The organism is Nocardia sp. bgisy134, from assembly GCF_057708325.1.
Map to the genome: position 1 here is coordinate 584,182 of NZ_JBYIRW010000002.1, position 20,045 is coordinate 604,226.

22 protein-coding genes are annotated in these 20,045 nt (G+C 69.5%); 11 read left to right on the forward strand and 11 right to left on the reverse strand.

Going from position 1 to position 20,045, the window contains the following annotated elements:
- Positions 1 to 10: 10 nt before the first annotated feature.
- A complete protein-coding gene (locus AC3ERS_RS06185) occupies positions 11 to 442 on the reverse strand; it encodes a succinate dehydrogenase hydrophobic membrane anchor subunit (protein ID WP_431964354.1) in 432 nt (143 codons plus the stop codon).
- 5 nt (positions 443 to 447) lie between these two features.
- Complete coding sequence (sdhC, locus tag AC3ERS_RS06190; protein ID WP_431964356.1) at positions 448 to 846, reverse strand: succinate dehydrogenase, cytochrome b556 subunit; 399 nt, start codon at positions 844 to 846, stop codon at positions 448 to 450.
- A 313-nt stretch (positions 847 to 1,159) separates the two neighbouring features.
- On the opposite strand from sdhC, the gene AC3ERS_RS06195 reads away from it, so the two are divergent.
- Positions 1,160 to 1,561 (forward strand): cytidine deaminase, encoded by a 402-nt coding sequence (locus tag AC3ERS_RS06195; RefSeq protein ID WP_431964358.1) that lies wholly within the window; start codon positions 1,160 to 1,162, stop codon positions 1,559 to 1,561.
- 10 nt (positions 1,562 to 1,571) lie between these two features.
- Here the strand turns inward: AC3ERS_RS06195 and AC3ERS_RS06200 are convergent, their stop codons facing one another.
- Entirely contained in the window at positions 1,572 to 1,820 is a 249-nt protein-coding gene (locus tag AC3ERS_RS06200) for a hypothetical protein (protein ID WP_431964360.1), read from the reverse strand.
- Between the two features lie 110 nt (positions 1,821 to 1,930).
- Here AC3ERS_RS06200 and AC3ERS_RS06205 point away from each other — a divergent pair, with 110 nt between their 5' ends.
- The 3 genes from AC3ERS_RS06205 to AC3ERS_RS06215 all read left to right on the forward strand — a co-directional run bounded on the left by AC3ERS_RS06205 (position 1,931) and on the right by AC3ERS_RS06215 (position 5,179).
- Positions 1,931 to 3,220, forward strand: a complete 1,290-nt coding sequence (locus AC3ERS_RS06205; protein WP_431964362.1) for a thymidine phosphorylase — start codon at positions 1,931 to 1,933, stop codon at positions 3,218 to 3,220.
- A 144-nt stretch (positions 3,221 to 3,364) separates the two neighbouring features.
- Positions 3,365 to 4,462, forward strand: a complete 1,098-nt coding sequence (locus AC3ERS_RS06210; RefSeq protein ID WP_431964364.1) for an adenosine deaminase — start codon at positions 3,365 to 3,367, stop codon at positions 4,460 to 4,462.
- Between the two features lie 60 nt (positions 4,463 to 4,522).
- The gene (locus tag AC3ERS_RS06215) at positions 4,523 to 5,179 is read left to right on the forward strand and encodes a hypothetical protein (RefSeq protein ID WP_431964366.1); all 657 of its coding nucleotides are present in this window, start codon (positions 4,523 to 4,525) and stop codon (positions 5,177 to 5,179) included.
- A gap of 36 nt (positions 5,180 to 5,215) precedes the next feature.
- Here AC3ERS_RS06215 and AC3ERS_RS06220 read toward each other — a convergent pair whose 3' ends face one another.
- The 5 genes from AC3ERS_RS06220 to AC3ERS_RS06240 all read right to left on the reverse strand — a co-directional run bounded on the left by AC3ERS_RS06220 (position 5,216) and on the right by AC3ERS_RS06240 (position 8,802).
- A complete protein-coding gene (locus tag AC3ERS_RS06220; protein ID WP_431964368.1) occupies positions 5,216 to 6,460 on the reverse strand; it encodes a primosomal protein in 1,245 nt (414 codons plus the stop codon).
- A gap of 26 nt (positions 6,461 to 6,486) precedes the next feature.
- Positions 6,487 to 6,834: a YbaB/EbfC family nucleoid-associated protein gene (locus tag AC3ERS_RS06225; RefSeq protein WP_431964370.1), complete on the reverse strand. Its 348-nt coding sequence runs from the start codon at positions 6,832 to 6,834 to the stop codon at positions 6,487 to 6,489.
- A gap of 189 nt (positions 6,835 to 7,023) precedes the next feature.
- Positions 7,024 to 7,365: a hypothetical protein gene (locus AC3ERS_RS06230; RefSeq protein WP_431964372.1), complete on the reverse strand. Its 342-nt coding sequence runs from the start codon at positions 7,363 to 7,365 to the stop codon at positions 7,024 to 7,026.
- On the reverse strand, positions 7,362 to 8,489 hold the full coding sequence (locus tag AC3ERS_RS06235) for a C40 family peptidase (RefSeq protein WP_431964374.1): 1,128 nt from the start codon (positions 8,487 to 8,489) through the stop codon (positions 7,362 to 7,364). Before AC3ERS_RS06235 ends, AC3ERS_RS06230 begins: the two co-directional genes overlap by 4 nt.
- A gap of 4 nt (positions 8,490 to 8,493) precedes the next feature.
- Positions 8,494 to 8,802, reverse strand: a complete 309-nt coding sequence (locus tag AC3ERS_RS06240) for a hypothetical protein (protein ID WP_431964376.1) — start codon at positions 8,800 to 8,802, stop codon at positions 8,494 to 8,496.
- Positions 8,803 to 8,959: 157 nt separating this feature from the next.
- Between AC3ERS_RS06240 and upp the strand changes: the two genes are divergently transcribed.
- Entirely contained in the window at positions 8,960 to 9,583 is a 624-nt protein-coding gene (gene upp / locus AC3ERS_RS06245; protein WP_431964378.1) for a uracil phosphoribosyltransferase, read from the forward strand.
- A gap of 40 nt (positions 9,584 to 9,623) precedes the next feature.
- Here the strand turns inward: upp and AC3ERS_RS06250 are convergent, their stop codons facing one another.
- Both AC3ERS_RS06250 and AC3ERS_RS06255 read right to left on the reverse strand, forming a co-directional pair.
- Positions 9,624 to 11,117: a phospho-sugar mutase gene (locus tag AC3ERS_RS06250; RefSeq protein ID WP_431964380.1), complete on the reverse strand. Its 1,494-nt coding sequence runs from the start codon at positions 11,115 to 11,117 to the stop codon at positions 9,624 to 9,626.
- Positions 11,118 to 11,897 (reverse strand): purine-nucleoside phosphorylase, encoded by a 780-nt coding sequence (locus tag AC3ERS_RS06255; RefSeq protein ID WP_431964382.1) that lies wholly within the window; start codon positions 11,895 to 11,897, stop codon positions 11,118 to 11,120.
- 91 nt (positions 11,898 to 11,988) lie between these two features.
- Here AC3ERS_RS06255 and AC3ERS_RS06260 point away from each other — a divergent pair, with 91 nt between their 5' ends.
- The 3 genes from AC3ERS_RS06260 (at position 11,989) to AC3ERS_RS06270 (ending at position 15,312) form a co-directional block, all read left to right on the forward strand.
- Positions 11,989 to 12,693 (forward strand): enoyl-CoA hydratase-related protein, encoded by a 705-nt coding sequence (locus tag AC3ERS_RS06260; protein WP_431964384.1) that lies wholly within the window; start codon positions 11,989 to 11,991, stop codon positions 12,691 to 12,693.
- A 79-nt stretch (positions 12,694 to 12,772) separates the two neighbouring features.
- The gene (locus tag AC3ERS_RS06265; RefSeq protein ID WP_431964386.1) at positions 12,773 to 13,975 is read left to right on the forward strand and encodes a M20 family metallopeptidase; all 1,203 of its coding nucleotides are present in this window, start codon (positions 12,773 to 12,775) and stop codon (positions 13,973 to 13,975) included.
- Positions 13,976 to 14,145: 170 nt separating this feature from the next.
- Positions 14,146 to 15,312: a M20 family metallopeptidase gene (locus tag AC3ERS_RS06270; RefSeq protein WP_431964544.1), complete on the forward strand. Its 1,167-nt coding sequence runs from the start codon at positions 14,146 to 14,148 to the stop codon at positions 15,310 to 15,312.
- A gap of 79 nt (positions 15,313 to 15,391) precedes the next feature.
- Here the strand turns inward: AC3ERS_RS06270 and AC3ERS_RS06275 are convergent, their stop codons facing one another.
- Positions 15,392 to 15,871 carry a gamma-glutamylcyclotransferase family protein gene (locus tag AC3ERS_RS06275; RefSeq protein WP_431964388.1) on the reverse strand — a complete coding sequence of 160 codons (480 nt, stop codon included), beginning with the start codon at positions 15,869 to 15,871 and terminating at the stop codon, positions 15,392 to 15,394.
- Between the two features lie 162 nt (positions 15,872 to 16,033).
- Here AC3ERS_RS06275 and AC3ERS_RS06280 point away from each other — a divergent pair, with 162 nt between their 5' ends.
- From AC3ERS_RS06280 to AC3ERS_RS06290, 3 genes are all read left to right on the forward strand, one after another.
- Entirely contained in the window at positions 16,034 to 17,443 is a 1,410-nt protein-coding gene (locus AC3ERS_RS06280) for an NAD(P)H-quinone dehydrogenase (RefSeq protein WP_431964390.1), read from the forward strand.
- 312 nt (positions 17,444 to 17,755) lie between these two features.
- Positions 17,756 to 18,790, forward strand: coding sequence for a hypothetical protein (locus tag AC3ERS_RS06285; RefSeq protein WP_431964392.1), 1,035 nt, complete (start codon positions 17,756 to 17,758; stop codon positions 18,788 to 18,790).
- A gap of 72 nt (positions 18,791 to 18,862) precedes the next feature.
- Entirely contained in the window at positions 18,863 to 19,969 is a 1,107-nt protein-coding gene (locus AC3ERS_RS06290; RefSeq protein ID WP_431964394.1) for a DUF8176 domain-containing protein, read from the forward strand.
- Positions 19,970 to 20,045 lie beyond the last annotated feature (76 nt).

Consider the following 20,045-nt stretch of genomic DNA (forward strand, 5'->3'; position numbering starts at 1 on the left):
GGGCCTGTTCCTAACTGATGTTGGGGTCGAAGGTGAAGATGACGTAGGTGCCAACGCCCATGACCAGGATCATCGAGATGACCAGCAGGGTCTTGAGCCAGAACCGGGTCGAGTCCTTGCGGGAGTAGTCGTCGATCACGGTGCGCAGGCCGTTGCCGCCGTGCAGCTGGGCCAGCCAGAGCATGGTGAGATCCCAGATCTGCCAGAACGGGGAAGCCCAGCGGCCCGCGACGAAGGCGAAGTTCAGACGCTGCACGCCGCCGTCGATCATCAGCATGATGAACATGTGGCCGATCACGAGGACGATCAGCAGCAGGCCCGAGAGGCGCATGAACAGCCACGCGTACTTCTCGAAGTTGTTGCTGGAGCGGGCACGCGGCGAGCGGGGCAGATCCAGGCTGGCCGGCCGGTCGTGAGACTTACCGAGAACAGGTGCAGTCATGGTGATCAGTGCTCCGTGAACAGGTAGAAGAACTGGCGGCCGACACCGGCGGCGGAGACCAGGACCCAGATGGCCAGCACGATCCAGAGCATCTGGCGCTGGTAGCGCGGGCCCTTCGCCCAGAAGTCGACGAGAATCACGCGGACGCCGTTGAGCGCGTGGAACAGCACGCAGACCACGAGACCCATCTCCATCAGCGCGACGAGCGGGTTCTTGTAGGTCTCGATCGCCTGGTCGTAGGTGTCCGGGCTGACCCGGACCAGCGCGGTGTCCAAGACGTGCACGAAGAGGAAGAAGAAGATGGTGACACCGGTGATCCGGTGCAGCGCCCAGGACCACATTCCGGGGTCGCCTCGGTACAGCGTCTTCCGCTTCGGCTGGGCCGGAGCTTCGATCGTGGTCATAGAGTGCGGTGCCTCCAACGTCGTTGATGGACCCGGTTTCAGGTCCCGGGCCGGCCGCGTGAAGGGGGCGAATGCCCAGGTTGCTGCGCTGTGCTCCATGTGTGCCGTGGCACGTGCTCCGTTTGCACGGGGCCCGCCGGGAACCTGAACCGATCTGTTGTGGACTCTAATCCTCTCGGTTTCGCGGAACTAATTCGGCGTGCCGTGCGTTGCGCGACATTCAGCTGGGTTAGGTTTACCTTTGTTGATGCGTAATGGGCTGTGCGGCTGCTGTCGCGCGGCGTTGTCGCGGTTGTTCGGCGGGAGGTTCTCGATGCCCGAAATCGAGTGGAATGTTTTGCACGACAATGCTATTCGAGTAATGCGCAACGCCTATGCGCCCTACTCGCGTTTCCCGGTGGGCGCCGCAGCTCTCACTCCGGATGGTCGAATTGTGAGCGGTTGCAATGTGGAAAATGTCTCATATGGATTGGGCCTCTGCGCCGAATGCGTACTCGTCGGTAACTTATTCGCGAGTGGCGGCGGGCGTCTGACGGCCGTCTCGGTCTGCGATTCCCGCGGCGAAATCCTGATGCCGTGCGGTCGCTGCCGCCAACTTCTCTACGAGCACGGCGGCCCGGATCTTCTGGTGGACCACCGCGCGGGCCCCGTCCGGCTCGGCACACTGCTACCCGACGCCTTCGGCCCCGACGACCTGGACGCCGGGCAGCAGTAGTCGCCGTTCGTCAGCAGTCGGCCTCGAACGATTCGTCGATCTCCGCCTGCGTCGGCATCTCGGCATTCGGCACCCGAACAGGCGTGAGGCCCATTCGTTGCATCATGAGCGCGACACCCTCGCCGATGGTCGACGACTGGGCCGCGAGCCGCTTCGCGAAGATCTTCACGCCGCGAACATCCCGCAGCAGCGTCTCCTCGAGGTCGGCGACGCGCGTCTCCATCCTGGCCATCCGACGGTCCAGATCCGAACAGGTCATGGTTGCCCCCTTGTCGGCAGTCGGCTTTCGGCGATCGATTGATGCGGGGAGGCTATCGGAGCGGTCCGACAAGAACCAGGCGCGCCGGGGTGTCGTGCCAGACTGGCCGGGTGACGGGTTTGGACGCGGTTTCCATCATCACGACCAAGCGCGACGGAGGGGAGCTCTCGGACGCGCAGATCGACTGGGTGGTCGACGGGTTCACCCGGGGCGCGGTCGCAGACGAGCAGATGTCGGCGCTGGCCATGGCCATCGTCTGGCGCGGGATGACGCGCAGGGAGACGGCCCGCTGGACCTCCGCCATGATCGCGTCGGGGCGGCGGATGGACTTCACGGATCTGCCGCGCCCCACGGTCGACAAGCATTCGACGGGCGGGGTCGGGGACAAGATCACGCTGCCGCTCGCGCCCTTGGTCGCGGCTTGCGGCGCGGCGGTGCCCCAGCTGTCCGGTCGTGGGCTCGGCCACACCGGCGGCACCTTGGACAAACTGGAGTCGATCCCCGGCTGGCGTGCCGACCTCGCGACGCCGCGCATGCGCGAGATCCTCGCCGATCCGAAGATCGGCGCGGTGGTCTGCGCCGCGGGCGCCGATCTCGCCCCGGCCGACAAGCGTCTCTACGCCCTGCGCGACGTCACGGGCACGGTCGAATCGATCCCGCTGATCGCCAGCTCGATCATGAGCAAGAAGATCGCCGAGGGCACCGGCGCGCTGGTGCTCGACGTGAAGGTCGGCGCAGGCGCGTTCATGAAGGAACTGGGCGCCGCCCGCGAACTGGCCACCACCATGGTCGAGCTCGGCCAGGACGAGGGGGTGCGGACCGTCGCGCTGCTCACCGCGATGGACACCCCGCTGGGCCGTACCGCGGGCAACGCGCTCGAGGTGGCCGAATCGGTCGAGGTGCTGGCCGGTGGCGGACCCGCCGACGTCGTCACGCTCACCCTGGCGCTGGCCCGGGAGATGGTGGCGCTGGCCGGTCTGGACGTCGATCCGGCCGACGTACTCGCCGACGGCAGGGCGATGGACTGCTGGCGTGCGATGATCCGCGCCCAGGGCGGCGACCCCGACGCACTCCTGCCGCGGGCCAGGCACACCGAAACCCTGCGCGCCGACCGCGACGGCGTCCTGACCCGCCTGGACGCCATGGGTGTCGGCATCGCCGCGTGGCGCCTCGGTGCGGGCCGCGCCCGCCAGGGCGACCCGGTGCAGTTCGGCGCGGGTATCGAGATGCACGCCAAACCGGGGGATTCGGTCGTCGCGGGAGCGGCGTTGCTCACCCTGCACACCGACACTCCCGACGTGATCCCCGGAGCCGTTGCCGCACTGAAGGATTCGATCACCATCGAGGCCGTCGCGCCTTCCGGGGAGGCCCCGTTGATCTTGGACCGAATCGTTTCCTGAGCGCGGGTTCCGTGCGTGCGGCCGACCGTGATCGGCAACGCCGAATGGACGCACTGTGGACCACGTCGTAGCCGGACGGCAACGAGATGGTTGCCACGCCGGGAGTTCGCTGCCGATTCCGCGCGGCGCGGCTAACGTGTGGTCATGACAGGACCGATGCCGCTCACCCTTGCCTCGATCCGCCAAGCTCCCAAGGCACTGCTGCACGATCACCTCGACGGTGGTCTGCGGCCCGCGACGGTGCTGGAGCTCGCCGCCGATTGCGGTTACGACGACCTACCCGCCGCCGACGAGGCCGCCCTCGGCGACTGGTTCCGCGCCGCGGCCGACAGCGGGTCGCTGGAGCGCTATCTGGAGACCTTCGCGCACACCGTCGCGGTGATGCAGACGCCGGAGGGCTTGCGCCGGGTGGCCAGGGAATGCGCCGAGGACCTGGCCGCCGATGGCGTGGTGTACGCGGAAGTGCGTTTCGCGCCCGAGCAACATCTGGAGCGCGGCCTGAGCCTGGACGAGGTGGTCGAGCACACCCTGGCAGGCTTCCGCGAAGGTGAGGCGGCCGCCGCCGAGGCGGGACATTCCATCGTGGTGACCTGCCTGCTGACGGCCATGCGGCACGCGGCGCGCTCACTCGAGATCGCCGAGCTCGCGGTGCGCTGGCGCGACCGTGGCGTCGGCGGCTTCGACATCGCGGGCGCGGAGGCGGGCTTCCCGCCGAGCAGGCACCTGGACGCGTTCGAGTACATGCGGGCGAACAGCGCGCACTTCACCATCCACGCGGGCGAGGCGTTCGGGCTGCCGTCGATCCACGAGGCGCTGGCGTTCTGCGGCGCCGACCGGCTCGGGCACGGTGTGCGGATCACCGACGACATCCACGTGCCAGGCGCGCTGGAGGACGCGGAACTGGGGCTCGTCGCCAACTACGTGCGGGATATGCGGATTCCGCTCGAGCTGTGTCCGTCGTCGAATGTGCAGACCGGTGCGGTGCCCGCGCTGGACAAGCACCCCTTCGACCTGCTGGCCCGGCTGCGTTTCCGCGTCACCGTCAACACCGACAACCGCCTGATGAGCGACACCACGATGAGCGCGGAGATGCTGAAGCTGGTCGAGACCTTCGGCTACGGCTGGAGCGATCTGGAGCGGTTCACCATCAACGCGATGAAATCGGCCTTCATCCCGTTCCCGGAACGGCTGCGCATCATCGACGACATCATCAAGCCGGGGTACGCGGTGCTGCTCGGCTGAGCGCGGGCGGGGACGGACGTCCGGCGCGCAGTCCGATAGGGCGGTCTATCGTGGGATGTCGTGACGATTGTGCAGATTCCCGGTCGATTCAACGGCCCGCCGGATTCGGGTAACGGCGGCTACGTCGCCGGACGCCTCGCCGAACACCATGACGAGGGCACGGTGACGGTCATGCTGCGCAATCCGGCCCCGCTGGACACGCCGTTGCGGCTGGAGGACGGCAAGTTGTTCGACGGCGAGCGCCTGATCGCCGAATCGCGAGCGGGCGCGTTCGAACGGGACACCCCGGGACCGGTCCCGCGCGAGGTGGCGGAAACGGCCGCGGGCTCGTACGAGACCAACGAGATGTTCGCGTACTGCTTCGTGTGCGGAAACGCCCGCGAGGACGGCCTGCGTCTCACTCCGGGCCCGGTGCGTGCGAACGTGGTCGCGACCCCGTGGACGCCGGACGAATCGCTGCCGATCGGAGCCGCGCTGCTGTGGGCGGCGCTGGACTGTCCTGGTGGCTGGTCGGTGCCGAACATGCTGGACCGGCCCGCGTTGCTCGGCTCGATGACGGCCGCGGTGCTCGGCCTGCCCGAGGCGGGTGAGCCGTGCGTGGTGGTCGGGGAAAGCCGCGGCGAGCAGGGCCGCAAGATCTACACCGCCGCCGCGGTGTACGGCGCGGACGAGCGGCTGCTCGGGCACTCCGAGCACATCTGGATCCGGCTGAAATAAGTTGGGGCCGAACGATTCGGCCCCAACCTCGGTGGACTACTGCGGCGTGAGCCGAGCCTCGAACGCGCGCTCGAGCTCGCGCCAGCTCTGCGCCTCCGCGGCGAACGGCGGGTTCGGCGCCATCCGGGTCGGGTCCGGGTTGAGCAGGTAGGAGACGTACCAGCCCAGAGGAGTGGACTGGGCCAGCGCCTGGTCCACGGTGTCGTCCCCGGCGTACTCGGCGGCATCGGTGAACAGCTCGTAGGCCAGATCGAGCTGTTCGATGTCGACCGCCTCCGGGCCCTCGGCCAGATCATCGGCCAGGCCGGGCAGCACGTAGACGTTCTCGTCGTCCACCTCGACCTCGAGCGAACCGTCCACGGCGGCGGTCTGCACCTCACCGTAGGTGCTCACCTTCGCCAGATCGTGATCGTGCTGGTCGGCGAGGTAGCGGGCGAGGGCGCGCTCGGAACCGAACACGGTGATCGAGCCGTTCTTGCCGAGGAAGATCGGTTCGTCGTCGAGGTAGCAGCGCAGCGTGAAGTGGGTGCCGTCCGCGGTCACGATCTTGACCGGGTCGATGCCGACCTCGTGCCAGAACGAGTCGTCCTCGTCTTCGTCCTCTTCGTCCAGGTCGACAGACTCGAATTCCTCGTCCTCGTCGCTGTCGGCCGCGTCGTCGGCGTCGACCACGTTCTCCTCGGCCGCGAGCAATTCGGCTTCGGCGACCGCGACGGCCGCGGCGTCCACGTCCGGGGTGGCGACCACCGAGTCGATGGCGTCGAGCACCGCGTCCCAGTCCTTGGCGATGGCGGCGCCGATCTGGTCCCAGAGTTCCTCACCGTCGCGCCCGACGAACGCGCTCACCCCGCCCGGCAGCGCGCCGAGCACGGGGTGCGAGCCGAAGAACTTGGTGACGGTCTCCAGCTCGCACACCTCGCCGATATTGCGGACCATGCCGAGGGTGTCCTCCAGCTCGGCGATGCTCTCCACGTCGGGGTCGCCCGCGGCCAGCTCGGGCACCGCGACCAGGTCGAAGCTGAAATTCTCCTCCGGCTCCAGTTCCACCGCCGAGAGACCGGCGACGACCTTCCACGCGGGATGGTCGACCAGATCGTTGTCGGAGTTGGTCCGAATGAACGCGGCCAGTTCGGCGACGGTGTCGAAACCGTAGAGGGAATCCTCGTGCCCGAGGAATGCCATCCACTCGTCGTCACCGTCACGCCAGCGCGGTGCCCACAGGGTGACGAGATCGCCGTCGGTCAGGCCGAGCTCGATCGGGACGATGTCTCCAGAAGCCATGTGCGGAAGCCTATCGACCTTCCGGCTCAGGCACTATCCGGCCCGCCTCCAATAGTGCCCGCCGCGCCGTTGGGCGCCGGGGCGAACGACTCGTTCAGTGTCGCAACGACCTTGGAGCGCTGCGCTCCCGCGTCCTCGGAGGCCTGCCGGCAGGCCCAGACGATCAGCTGGGAGACGTCGGCGGGCGCCATCGACGTGACCGCCTCGGACAGCGTCAGGCCGACCAGGGCGCCCTCGCTGTTCATCTCGACGGTGACCGCGCCGTCCTCGGTCGTGAACTGGCCTCGCACCTGCTTGAGGCCGTACAGCGCGGCCTCGAGCGCCTCCAGTTTCTGGGTCGCACTCGCGACGAGCGCGTCCATCTCCGCACTCATGCCTGCACCTCGCTGACGCTCGGCTCCGGCATGCGCGCGGCGCGCTGGCACATGATTCGCTCACTGCGTTCGCTCATGCCTGCACCTCGCTGACGCTCGGCTCCGGCATGCGCGCGGCGCGCTGGCACATGATTCGCTCACTGTGTTCGCTCATTGGGGCCAGCTCCTCGTTTCGCTCGCTTCGCTCGGTCATACCGGCCTCATCCAGCTCGTCGGTCCCGTGTCGGCGTCGTCGATGCGGTCCAGCTCGTCGACCGCCTGCTGCCGGGTGGGCAGTCCGAGCCGGTCGAGGACGTCGGCGGGCATGCCCGCCTCGGCGAGGACCTCGCGGCGCTTGGCGCGCGCGGCGATGGCCGAGCGTTGGGTCAGGCGCAGGATCTCGTTGGCGAGAGCCTGGGCGCCGTAACGGTATTCGCTGCGTTCGAACTTGATCTCGACCGGCATGCCCTGGTCGGTCGCGCGCACCGCGATGGTGCCGGACCGGTTCTGGCTGACCGCGAGGGTGACGTTCGGGACCTGCTGCTCGGTCATGCTGTCGGCCTGTAGAAGCCGTAGAACTCCATACCCATGTTCTCCGTTCGGATGGAACTGACCGAGACCGGATCGCCGGCCTCGACGAGTTGCCCGTTGCCGACGACCATGGCGACGTGGCCGTCCCATACGGCCAGGTCACCGGGCATCAGATCGCCGGGCGAGACCTGCGGGTGCCCGATGTGCTGCTCTTGGGCCAGGCGCGGCAGTTCGACGCCCGCCTCGCTGTAGGCGTATTTGGTCAGGCCGCTGCAGTCGATGCCGGAGCCCGGGGAGTTGCCGCCCCAGACGTAGGGGGTACCGACCGCGCTCAGCGCCGACTGGACCGCGGTCGCGGCCTTCTCGTTCGGCGCCTCCACGACGCTGCCGTCGGGCAGGGTGATCTTCACGCCGTCCTTGCCGCTCGGCGTGGCGGTGGTGTTGCTGCTGCCGGGTTTCTGGGAGTTGGACGAGCTCGAGTTGTTGCCGGTGCCGGGGGTCGTCTTGGAGACGTTCTGTGCCGAGCTGCTCGCGATGCTGCTGACCAGCGAACCGGCCTGGCCGACGACGCCCATCAGGCCCGAGATGCCGGAGCTCGCCGAACTGGTGAGCGCGCTGGGCAGCGACGCGAGCGACGGGCTGGACGGTGCCGGAGTCAGCTGGGTCATCGACGCGGTCTGCGTGTCCAGCTCGTTGCGTACCCGGCCGACCACGCCGAGCCCCTGGTTCAAATGGTCGATGGCGGTGCCGACCAGCGCCATGAAACCCGGCGGCGTCGTGATCGTCGGCCCGAGCGCCGTCGCGGTGGTCACGAAGGACTGCACGATGGTGTCGAGATCCTTCTGCCCGGTCTCGACCTCGGTGGCGGCCTGTTCGACGACGGTTGCCATCTCGTTGCCGCGGTCCGAGATATTGGCCGCGGAGGTCTGCACGCGCAGCGCCTTCGCGGTCGCCGCGTCGGCGGCGACGCCGTCCCACGCGGTGTTCATCTGGTTGATGCTGTTGCGGCCCAACTGGTGCAGCTGATCCAGCGCCGCCGACGTGGTGGTCAGCGCGTCGGCCGGGCCGCCGGTGGGCAGCACGCCGGTGCCGAAGCTTCCGAGCAGATCGAGCAGGGGCTTGACCAAGAGGTTGACGTCGATCACCGGCTCATCCGTCCAGGTCGGCGGACCTCAGCGCGGCCGCGTTGTTCATATCGGTCTCGGTGAGCACGGTCGCCGCTCCGGCCGCCGCGCCGCCCATGCTGGAAAGGACCGCCGACAGCTGCGCGATCGACGCGACGTGTCCGGCGTGCGCCGCGGAATACGCGGCCATGAAATCCCCGCCGATGAGGCCCATGATCGGACCGAGCAACGCGGGCGAGGCGCCCGCGGCCCCCGCTGCGGCACCGGCCATTTCACCGGCCATCACCTCGGCGGTGGCGCCGTAGGCGACGATGCCTTCGGTGTCAGCCGACATCTTTGCCATAGTGCTTCCCCCATCTGTTCGTTCCCAGGCAGAGTACGTCATCCAACTGTTTCGACGCGTCGCCTTGCCATTCGGTTCCGCCGCGTCCGAAAAAAAATTTCCCGAGGACGTTCGACGCCGAACTCGTCTCGAACCTTATCGTTCCTTCATGCGTACGCACACCGTGGACCACCCACTCGCCGCCACCCTGCTGACGACGATGCGCGACGCGCGCACGCCGAACGCGGTCTTCCGCAACGCGTTGCGCGATCTCACCGGCATCCTCGTCTACGAGGCGCTGCGCGAGGCGCCCGTGACCAGGTACGAAATCGAAACTCCTGTGGCATTCGCCGAGGGCGTGCGGCTGGCCCAGCCGCCGCTGCTCGTCCCGGTGCTGCGCGCCGGGCTCGGCATGGTCGACGCCGCGGCCGAGCTGATCCCCAACGCCCAGGTCGGTTTCGTCGGCATCGCCCGCGACGAGACCACGCATCAGCCGATGCCGTACATGGAGTCGCTGCCCGCGGATCTCGCCGGAATCCCGGTGTACGTGCTGGATCCGATGGTGGCCACCGGCGGCTCCATGCGGCACACCCTCGAACTGCTCGCCGCCCGCGGCGCGACGGACATCACCGCGGTCTGCGTCGTCGCCGCGCCGGAAGGCCTTGCGGTGCTGGAGAAGTCGGGCCTGCTGGAACGACTGGTGACCGCGACCGTCGACACGGGCCTGAACGCCGACGCGTACATCGTCCCCGGCCTCGGCGACGCGGGCGACCGCCAGTTCGGTCCGCGCTGACGCGCTCGGCGCGGGCGGGCGGACAACTCCACGCCCGCGGCTACAGAGCGCGACAGAACTCGGCGAGTGTGGAGAGTCGTTGGGCGGCAGCGCTTCTCGCGGCGGGTAGCCCGGCGCGATCGGTGACCGGTTCGACGACCTCCAGGTAGCACTTGAGTTTCGGTTCCGTGCCGGACGGGCGGATCACCACGCGGGAGCCCGTGCCCTCGAAGACCAGCGCGTCGGTGCGCATCCGGCCGCGCGCCCGGAGCAGATCCGCGTATTTCATCGGCTCGCCCGCGATCTCGCCGGGCGGGTCGGCGCGCAGCCGCTCCACCACCGCCGCGGCGGCGTCGGCGTCGGCCAGCCGCAGCGCGACCTGATCGCCCGCGTGCAGGCCGAATTCGACGGCGAGATCGTCGAGTTCGTCGAGCAGAGTGCGCCGCTCGGCCTTCAGCCTGGCCACCAGGTCGGCGGTGAGGACGGCCGCGGAGATGCCGTCCTTGTCCCGAACGGCCGCCGGGTCGACGCAGTGACCGATGGCTTCCTCGTAGGCGTACGCCAGACCGTCACCGGCGCGGGCCAGCCATTTGAAACCGGTGAGCGTCTCGGCGTAGCGAGCGCCGCGGGCCTGCGCCAGCTTCGACAGCAGCCGCGACGACACGATCGTGGTGGCCACCAGCGCGTCCGGCGGCGCGGTGCGCAGCACGCAATCGCCGAGCAGCACACCGGTTTCGTCGCCGCGCAGCATGCGCCAGCCGTCCGGGCCCGGCACGCCGACCGCGCAGCGATCCGCGTCGGGATCGAGCGCGATGGCCACGTCGGCGCCCACCCGCTCGGCCAGCGCCAGCAGCCGATCGGCCGCTCCGGGCTCCTCCGGATTCGGGAAGGCGACGGTGGGGAAGTCGGGGTCGGGCGCGAATTGCTCGGCCACCACGTGCACGTCGGGGAAGCCCGCCGCGGCCAGCGCCCGCACGGCGACCTCGCCGCCGACCCCGTGCAGCGGAGTCAACGCGATCCGGACGTCGGCGCGCGCGCCAGGACCGCCGACGAGTTCGGGCAGCCGGGCCACCCGCGCGAGATAGCGATGCACGAGTTCGTCGTCGGACTCCGTGACCGGGACGCGCGGGATCGGCTCGCCGACCGCCTCGATGCAGCGCTCGATCTCGGTGTCCGCCGGGGCGATCAACTGCGAGCCGCCGTCGAGATACAGCTTGTAGCCGTTGTCCGCGGGCGGGTTGTGCGACGCGGTGATCTGCACGCCTGCCACCGCGCCCAGCTCACGCACCGCGTACGCGACGACCGGCGTCGGTACCGCGCCGGGCAGCAGCGTGACCGGAAAGCCCGCCGCCGCAAAGATTTCCGCGACCGCGGCGGCGAAATCGGCGGACCCGTGCCTGGCGTCGCGGCCCACCACGACGCGCCCGCCTCCCAGGCACCGGCCGCGCAGCCAGTCGACCACGCCCGCCGTCGCCCTGCTCACGGTCGCCACGTTCATGCCGTCCGGGCCCTCGCGCAGCGGCCCGCGCAGACCCGCGGTCCCGAATCGCAGCATCTAGAGCCGCTCCAGGACGCCGCGCAGCAGCTTGCCGAGCCGGGGCGCGGCCGCGTTGCCCTCGGCGAGCACCTCGGCGTGCGACAGATGTTCGCCGGTCACGCCCGCGGCCAGGTTGGTCACCAGCGAGATGCCGAGCACCCTGGCGCCGAGCGCGCGGCAGGCGATCGCCTCCAGCACCGTCGACATGCCGACCAGGTCGGCGCCGAGGGTGCGCAGCATGCGGATCTCGGCGGGCGTCTCGTACTGCGGCCCGGTCAGGCCCGCGTACACGCCCTCGGCCAGGCTCGGGTCGACTTCCCTTGCCAGCGCACGCAATTCGGGATCCCACGCGTCGACGAGGTCGACGAAGGTCGCCCCGGCCAGCGGGGTGCGGCCGGTGAGATTGAGGTGGTCGCTGATCAGGACCGGCTCGCCGACCTGAAGGCCGGGCCGGATGCCGCCCGCCGCGTTGGTCAGCACCACGATCTCCGCGCCCGCCGCCACCGCCGCGGACACCGGGTGCACCACGTCGGCGGGCTGATAGCCCTCGTAGAGATGCTGGCGGCCCATCAGCAGCAACACCGGCGTCTCGTCGACGTGCACCGAATGCACCATGCCGACGTGGCCCTGCGCGGTCGGTTCGCCGAATCCGGGCAGTTCTGGCATCGGCACCGACGCCGACGGCGCGCCGACCTCGGCGGCCGCCTGCTGCCACCCCGATCCCAACACGACGGCCACCCGGTGGCGCTCGACTCCCGTACGTTCCGCGATCGCCTCGGCGGCCTGTTCGGCAAGCATGCCGTCACCCTATCGAGCTTTGCCGCGCCACGCCCACGTCGGCGTGCTACCCGCGAGTAGGGGAAGTGTCCAGGGCGGATACGCTGCACGCATGCCGTATCTGGATCGTCAGGGTGATGTGTTCGTGCTGTACCTCGGGAACGAGGGACAGACCGACAGCGAGAACCGCTTCCATCCGGACTGGATCGATGAGGTGCACCGGCTGTTCGACGAGGTCGAGGCGTCCGAGGGGCCCGCGGCGCTGGTCACCACGGCCACCGGCAAGTTCTTCAGCAACGGTCTCGACACCGACTGGCTGTTCGGCAACCTCGGCGAGATCCACGGCTACCTGGACAAGGTGCATTCGCTCTACACCCGGCTGCTGACCTTCCCGATGCCGACGGTCGCCGCGATCAACGGGCACGCGTTCGGCGCGGGCGCGATGCTGGCCACCTCGCACGACTTCCGCGTCATGCGGGCCGATCGCGGCTTCTGGAGCCTGCCCGAGGTGCACCTCGGCATGCCGTTCACCGTCGGCATGAACGCCCTGCTCACCAATCGCCTGAGCAACCAGGTCTGCGTGCAGGCCATGACCACCGGCCACCGCTACCCGGCCGACCAGGCCGTCGCGGCGGCCATCGTGGACCAGGCCGCCGAAGCCGATGCGTTGCTGGACACCGCCGTCGGATACGCCGCGGCACTCGCGGGCAACCGCAAGCCGAACCTGCCGGTCATCAAGCGGGCGCTGCACGCCGAAGCGCTGGCCGGACTCGCCGTGCCGACCACCAAGGAGAACCTGGCGTTCGCCGCCGGATAACCCCTGGTCCGGCTCCGATGTGACCGGACGCACGGGCACCGGCGCGCTCGAATCGCGACACAGTGCCAGACTGTGTCCCATGCCACCACCGAGCAGCACCGACGACGCCGCGGCGGCGTCCGATGCCGCCGTGGCGGCCGCGGCCGCGCGACTGGTCGATCTCTCGCACGCCATCCACGCCGAGCCGGAGCTGGCCTTCGAGGAGACGCGCAGCGTCGCCAAGGTCCTCGCGCCGCTCGCCGAGCGCGGTTTCGAGATCAGGACCGGCGTCGCGGACCTCCCGACGGCGTTTCGCGCCGCCTACGGGAGCGGTCCGCTGACGATCGGCATCTGCGCCGAATACGACGCCCTGCCCGAGATCGGGCACGCCTGTGGGCACAACATCATCGCCGCGTCGGCCGTCGGCGCGGCTCTCGGTCTCGCCGAGGTGGCGGACGAACTCGGCATCACCGTGGTGGTGCTCGGGACGCCCGCCGAGGAGAGCGGCGGCGGCAAGGTGCTCATGCTGGAGCGCGGCGTCTTCGACGACGTCGCGATGGCCATGATGGTGCACCCCGGTCCGTACGACATCGCGGGCGCGCACTCGCTGGCCCTCGCCGACATCGGCGTGGTCTTCCACGGGCACGAGGCGCACGCCAGCGCGGCTCCCGAGCGCGGCCGCAACGCGGGGGACGCGGTCACCGTCGCGCAGGTAGCTCTTGGTTTGCTGAGGCAGCATCTCCACCCTGGTCAGCAACTTCACGGTATAGTCAGCGACGGTGGCGTAGCCCCCAACATCGTGCCCGGACGTGCGGAACTGCTGTACTACCTACGCGCAGTCGACTCCGCATCCCTCGACGATCTGATGCGACGAGCGTCGGCTTGTTTCGAGGCGGGCGCCCTAGCGACCGGCTGCACCCACGAAATCCGGACGCTCGCACCTACATATACCGAGCTGACACCCGATCCGGCATTACTGTGTGCCTATCGCGAGCAGATCGCCGACCTGGGACGGGTGCCGATCGCACCGGAGCTCGAGGCGCAGCGACCGCTCGGCAGCACCGATATGGGCAATGTCACCAACGTCATCCCGGGCATTCATCCGGTCATCGGCATAGATGCCGGTGGGGCGGTGACACATCAGCCGGGCTTCGCCGCGGCCAGTGTCAACGCCTCTGCGGATCGCGCCGTCACCGATGGCGCGGTCGCGCTCGCGCGTACCGCAATCGCCGTCGCCCGCGATGAAGAACACAGAGACAGGTTGTTGCAACGACTCGTTCAACGACAGGAGGACATTCGGTGAGCACTACAGGCCGACCGGCGGCGCGAGCGACGGGCCAGGAGGCGGCGCGCGCTACCACGGAGGGCCCCGCGAGTGCCGCATTGTCGAACACCTCGGCGCGAGCCACCGGGCCCAAGGGCGCGGCGTGCCTGAACCAGGAGTCGCCGGCAGGCGTCGCGACGAACACCGTCGTGACCGGCCGGGATGCGGTCGAATCGTGGCTGGCCGAGCACGCAGTCGACCTCGTGCAATGGCGCAGGCACATCCACGCCAACCCGGAGTTGTCCCGCACCGAGTTCGGCACCACCGAGTTCGTCGCGGCCTGGCTGACCAAGGCGGGTCTGTCGCCGCAGAAGATGCCCGGCGGCACCGGCCTGATCTGTGACATCGGCCCCGAGAGCCCGCGCATCGGCCTGCGCGCCGACATGGACGCGCTTCCGCTGCAGGAGTTCACCGGCCTCCCCTTCGCCTCGACCGTGCCCGGCGTCTCGCACGCCTGCGGCCACGACGCGCACACCACGATCCTGCTCGGCACCGCGCTGGCGCTCGTGGAGGTGCCCGACCTGCCGGTCGGCGTGCGGCTGGTCTTCCAGCCCGCCGAGGAAGTGATGCCGGGCGGCGCGATCGACCTGGTCGCCGCGGGTGTGATGGAGGGTGTGGACCGGATCTTCGCGCTGCACTGCGATCCGCGCCTGGAGGTCGGCCGCGTCGGCATTCGCGTCGGCGCGATCACCTCGGCGGCCGACACCATCGAGCTGGTGCTGGACTCGCCGGGTGGCCACACCTCGCGGCCGCACCTGACCAGCGACCTCGTCTACGCCATCGGCACCGTGATCACCGGCCTGCCCGGCCTGCTCAGCCGCCGCATCGACCCGCGGACCAGCACCGTGATGGTGTGGGGCGCGGTGTCGGCGGGCAAGGCGCCGAACGCCATACCCCAGACGGGCATGCTCACCGGCACCGTCCGCACCGGCGACCACGCGACGTGGTCGCTGCTCGAACCGATGGTGCACGAGATCGTCGACGGGCTGCTCGCGCCGACCGGGGTGCGATACCAGCTCAACTATCGCCGCGGCGTGCCGCCCGTGGTCAACGACGAGCACTCGACCAGGATCTTCGAGGACGCGATTCGCGCGCTCGGCCCCGACGCGCTGGCCGACACCATCCAGTCCGGCGGCGGCGAGGACTTCTCCTGGTACCTGGAGGAGGTGCCGGGCGCGATGGCGCGTCTCGGCGTCTGGTCCGGCCACGGCGAGCAGCTCGACCTGCACCAGCCGACCTTCGACCTCGACGAGCGCGCGCTCGCGGTGGGCGTGCGGGTGTTGTCGAACATCGTGCTCCAGCAGCAGCCGAGCTGAGTTTCACACAGCGCCGAGTAACCCGAAACGAAAGAACCCCGCCGCCCGGGTGAGCGCCCGGCGGCGGGGGTTCGTCGTCTCAGGTCGAGTAGTTGCCCGGTCCCACGTTGCGGCTGTTCCTGGTGCGTAGCGCGTGTACGTATTCCTCCGGCGCGCCTGCCTTTTCGGCCGCGTCCGCCATCACGCCGAGGTAGCGCGCCGAGGGCAGGCCGCCCTCGTAGGCGTCGAGTACGTACAGCCAGGCCAGTCGCGGCTCGGTCCCGCTGCCCGGACTCGGCGTGACGCGCAGCCGGATCTTCTTGTGGATGCCGAAGTCCGAGCCCTCCCAGCGGTCGAGGAGTTGTTCGTCCTCCGGCGAGACGTCGTAGAGCACGACGAACACCCGCGAGCCCGGTTCCTCGACGACCGTCGCCAGCGGCCCTTCCCACCCGATGTCGTCGCCGGCGAAGGTCAGTCGCCAGCCCTCCAGCCACCCGGTTCCGGACATGGGGGAGTGCGGACAGCGCTCGAGCATTTGGGTCGAGTCCATGTTGGACCCGTAGGCGGCGTAGATCGGCACCTGCAAAGGGTAGCCAATGATGTCGCCGGATCGCCGCTATCCCGCCCACATGGCGCCGTGTTCGCGGCGCAACGGCCAGGTGTGGCGCGACCGACAAGGGCCCGACCACTAACGTTAGCCAGGTACCGGAGATCCCGGTCCACAGCTCGAGCGGAGGTATCCATGACCCGCATTGCGATCATCGGTGGCGGACCGGCCGGCTATGAGGCGGCCCTCGTCGCGGCCCAGCACGGCGCGGACGTGACACTGATCGACCGCGACGGTATCGGTGGCGCGTGTGTGTTGTGGGACTGTGTCCCCTCCAAGACCTTCATCGCCTCGACCGGGGTGCGCACCGATCTGCGCCGGGCCAGGGACCTCGGAATCACGCTCGACCCGAGCCAGGCGGGCGTCCAGCTGCCCGAGGTGAACGCGCGCGTCAAGGCGCTGGCGCTGGCCCAGTCCTCCGACATCAGGTCCAAGTTGCAGTCCGCGGGCGTGACCGTGCTCTCCGGCTGCGCGCGGGTGGCCGAAAACGGGGGAGGGCGGGCGCCGCACCGAGTGCTGGTGAAGCTCGAGGCGGGCCGCGAGCGCGAACGGACGATCGAGGCCGAGGTGGTGCTGATCGCCACCGGAGCGAGCCCGCGCGTGCTGCCCGGCGCCGAACCCGACGGCGAGCGCATCCTGAACTGGCGTCAGCTCTACGACCTGCGCGAGCTGCCGGAGACGCTGGTGGTGGTCGGTTCCGGTGTGACCGGCGCCGAATTCGTCTCCGCCTACACGGAATTGGGCGTCCGGGTGAAGCTGGTGTCCAGCCGCGACCGGGTGCTGCCGCACGAGGATGCCGATGCCGCCCTCGTGCTCGAGGAGGCGCTGGCCGAGCGCGGCGTCGAGCTGGTGAAGCACGCCAGAGCCGACGCCGTCGAGCGCACCGCGGAAGGCATCGTGGTCAAGCTTTCCGACGGCCGCACCGTCGCGGGCACGCACGCGCTGATGACCGTCGGTTCCACACCGAACACCGAGGACCTCGGCCTGAAGGAGGCGGGTGTCGAGCTCGATCGCGGCGGCTACCTGCGGGTCGATCGTGTCTCGCGCACTTCGGTGTCCGGCATCTACGCCGCGGGTGACTGCACCGGCCTGCTCCCGCTGGCCTCGGTGGCCGCCATGCAGGGGCGCATCGCGATGTATCACGCGCTGGGCGAGGGCGTCAGCCCGATCCGGCTCAAGACCGTCGCCTCGGCCGTTTTCACCAGGCCGGAAATCGCCACGGTCGGCGTCAGCCAGAACGCGATCGACAACGGCGAGGTGCCCGCGCGCACCGTGATGCTGCCGCTGAACACCAATCCGCGGGCCAAGATGTCGGGACTGCGCCGCGGTTTCGTCAAGATCTTCTGCCGCCCGGCCACCGGTGTGGTGATCGGCGGCGTCGTGGTCGCGCCGATCGCCTCCGAGCTGATCCTGCCGATCGCCCTCGCGGTGCAGAACAACCTGACGGTCAACGATCTCGCCCAGACCTTCTCGGTCTACCCGTCGCTGACCGGTTCGGTCACCGAGGCCGCTCGCCTGCTCATGCGCCACGACGACCTGGATTGACGCGCCGCGGGCCGGTTCTCGCGGCGCTGACGGCCGACGCGTCGAGTGACGTTGTCGGCTCGGGGATTTCACTGCGTTGCCTGCACGGCACAACTGTGGTTGACTGCCCGCAGAGATGCGATCGGCGGGCGGTCGCGTGGTTCTGGTGTGGGGGGAAGGTCCTTTCCGAAGCCGAACAGCGAACGGCCCTCGGGACGTTCGGCGATCGCGCGCGTCTCTCCAGGGACAACTGAGTGCGGTCGATTCGATCGCACCCGGGAAAGGGATTGGCGAAAAGTGAAACATCGTAAGCCGAGTCGGGCGCAGCGAGCGATGGCTAGCACATCGTTGCCACTGGCCACCGCGGCCGCTGTGGCTACATTGTTCGCGGCGCCGGCGGGGGCAGTTCCGAACGATCCGAGCACACCGACCACACCGGCTCCGGTCCAACCGGGCACCGAGACGCCGCAGGCCGAGAACACTCCGGAGACCACTCAGCCGCAGCCGGGCAAGCCGGAACAGGCGGACCCGAACAAGCCGGAGACGAAACCGACTCCGAGCCAGCCGGGTGTCACCACCCCCGATCCGGACCAGGTGATGCCGGATCCGAAGAAGGACCCGAAACTAGCCGCGCCGACCCAGCCGGGTGTCACCACCCCGCGTGTCGCGCCGTTGCCGGTGCCGGGGCAGGTCGAGCCCGTGCAGCCCGTCGTCGTTCCCGGCACCGAGTCGAACGACCCGAAGCCGGGACAGCCGGGCGGCACGCGGCCGGGCGGCGAGAACGGCGCCCAGCCGGGCGGCGACGCCGACGCGCGCGCCGCGCAGCCGGAACGGCCGCGCTCCGCCACGCCGTCCGAGTCGGAGACGCTGGTGCAGCAGCCGCGCTGGGAGGCCCCGCGCCTGCAGTCCGCGCCCGCCGCCCCGGTCGTCGAGATGAGCGGCCCGCACCAGGAATTCGGCGCCAACATTGACGGCGGCGCCGTGCTGCCCGGTTACGTGGCCAACACTCACCACTTCCGGAACGAGGCCGGTTACGTCGGCACCGTCGGCTACAACACCCCGACCGGTAAGGGCGAGGCCGGTGTGTCGGTCGAGTTCATCGACGTCAACACGATCAAGGTCACCAGCTACACCGGTGGCGAGGGTCTCGCGCCCAACACCAACTCCTTCGTGCTCGACACCACCCAGGTGAACCTGGCCAAGGCGTCGGTCGAGCAGTGGATCGCCGCTCAGCCGGGTGGCGCCGCCGCGCTGGAAGCCGCGGCGCAGGTTAAACTTCCGCCGATTGTTCCGCCGGGCGACTTGGCTCCGCAGACGGTCGACGTGGCTGGCGTGACCACGCAGTGGGGTGGCTCGTTCCAGTACTGACACGAGCTGTTCAGCGGGTGGGGCGGTCGTTCGCGACCGCCCCACCCGTGTGTTCTGTGGAAAGGATTGGGTGTGGGCTCCGAGGGTGACGCGAAGGACAACGAAGCCGACCAGCCCGGGTCGCAATTCGGTCCGCCGCTGAGCGATTTCGGCCCGCCGGTCGGAGATTTCGGTCCGCCGGTCGGAGATTTCGGTCCGCCGGTCGGCGGCGGCGGTTTCGGTCCGCCGGTGAGCGAGTTCGGCGGTCCGCAGCTGGGCGAGGTCGGTCCGCAGTGGCCGGAGCCCGCGGGCGATCATCCGGATGTGGGTTGGCGACCCGCCGCCGAGGCGCCGTCGGTCCCGCCGGCGCCGCCGCAGTATCGCGCGCCCGACACCACGGTCTTCCCGGACAACCCCCCCGTGCCGCAGGCTCGTCCCGCATCGCAGTCTCGCCCCGCGCCCGACTTCGAACGGGACGTGTCCTCCGATGCGACCGTCCGGCACACCGTCGCGCCGGCGGGCGGGGCGTCCGAACGCTGGTGGAACAGCGCGAGCGAATCCGGCGAGGTGCCCAAGCCGCCGCAGGAGCCGCGCAAGTCCGACTCCGGGCTGTCCTGGGCCGACGATCCGATCGCCAAGCGGCTCGCGCCCAGCTCGCCCGTCGCGTCCTCCCCCAGCTCCGGCGGCGGCAACACCCGCTGGATCGTGCTGGGTGTCGCGGCCGCGCTCGCCGTGCTGATCGGTCTCGTCGTGACCATCGTCGCGGTCAACGGGGGCGGTGACGAAGGCACGACCGCCACGCCGCCGCCCGCGACGAGCGCCGCGGGCGGCTGCCCGCCCGCGCGCGACGGCAACATGACCCGTGGCAACGGCGCGGGCAGCACCGACACCGGTCCGGACGCCATCCTCGGCTTCCAGTACGCCTTCTACGTCGAGCGCAGCGGTGAACGGGTGCGCAAGTTCGTCGCGCCGGACGCGGCGAACATCTCGACCGGCGAGGTCATCCAGAAGGCCATCGATGAGCAGATCCCGAAGGGGACGACGCACTGCCTGTGGATGTTCGAGGTCGCGCCGGGCACCTACGAGGTGGACCTGCGCGAGCATCGACCGGACGGCTCGACGATCGTCTACAAGCAGACCGTGATCACGGTGGAGAAGGACGGCAAGACCTTGGTCTCGTCCATCAAGGAGCGCCCGTAAAAGTCTCATTATTTGAGACAACAATTTCACATTCTGGTAGCGGTGTGCGACAGTGGGGTATCGCGTACCGTGGCGT

What these genes read in the sequence shown, in the direction of transcription:
- AC3ERS_RS06260 (WP_431964384.1), top strand. Translation starts at nt 11,989, where the DNA reads ATGCCGTATCTGGATCGTCAGGGTGATGTGTTCGTGCTGTACCTCGGG.
- AC3ERS_RS06185 (WP_431964354.1), bottom strand. Translation starts at nt 442, where the DNA reads ATGACTGCACCTGTTCTCGGTAAGTCTCACGACCGGCCGGCCAGCCTG.
- sdhC (WP_431964356.1), bottom strand. Translation starts at nt 846, where the DNA reads ATGACCACGATCGAAGCTCCGGCCCAGCCGAAGCGGAAGACGCTGTAC.
- AC3ERS_RS06250 (WP_431964380.1), bottom strand. Translation starts at nt 11,117, where the DNA reads ATGCTGCGATTCGGGACCGCGGGTCTGCGCGGGCCGCTGCGCGAGGGC.
- AC3ERS_RS06265 (WP_431964386.1), top strand. Translation starts at nt 12,773, where the DNA reads ATGCCACCACCGAGCAGCACCGACGACGCCGCGGCGGCGTCCGATGCC.
- AC3ERS_RS06285 (WP_431964392.1), top strand. Translation starts at nt 17,756, where the DNA reads ATGGCTAGCACATCGTTGCCACTGGCCACCGCGGCCGCTGTGGCTACA.
- AC3ERS_RS06280 (WP_431964390.1), top strand. Translation starts at nt 16,034, where the DNA reads ATGACCCGCATTGCGATCATCGGTGGCGGACCGGCCGGCTATGAGGCG.
- upp (WP_431964378.1), top strand. Translation starts at nt 8,960, where the DNA reads ATGCGTACGCACACCGTGGACCACCCACTCGCCGCCACCCTGCTGACG.
- AC3ERS_RS06230 (WP_431964372.1), bottom strand. Translation starts at nt 7,365, where the DNA reads ATGACCGAGCAGCAGGTCCCGAACGTCACCCTCGCGGTCAGCCAGAAC.
- AC3ERS_RS06210 (WP_431964364.1), top strand. Translation starts at nt 3,365, where the DNA reads ATGACAGGACCGATGCCGCTCACCCTTGCCTCGATCCGCCAAGCTCCC.
- AC3ERS_RS06220 (WP_431964368.1), bottom strand. Translation starts at nt 6,460, where the DNA reads ATGGCTTCTGGAGACATCGTCCCGATCGAGCTCGGCCTGACCGACGGC.
- AC3ERS_RS06255 (WP_431964382.1), bottom strand. Translation starts at nt 11,897, where the DNA reads ATGCTTGCCGAACAGGCCGCCGAGGCGATCGCGGAACGTACGGGAGTC.
- AC3ERS_RS06225 (WP_431964370.1), bottom strand. Translation starts at nt 6,834, where the DNA reads ATGAGTGCGGAGATGGACGCGCTCGTCGCGAGTGCGACCCAGAAACTG.
- AC3ERS_RS06200 (WP_431964360.1), bottom strand. Translation starts at nt 1,820, where the DNA reads ATGACCTGTTCGGATCTGGACCGTCGGATGGCCAGGATGGAGACGCGC.
- AC3ERS_RS06195 (WP_431964358.1), top strand. Translation starts at nt 1,160, where the DNA reads ATGCCCGAAATCGAGTGGAATGTTTTGCACGACAATGCTATTCGAGTA.
- AC3ERS_RS06240 (WP_431964376.1), bottom strand. Translation starts at nt 8,802, where the DNA reads ATGTCGGCTGACACCGAAGGCATCGTCGCCTACGGCGCCACCGCCGAG.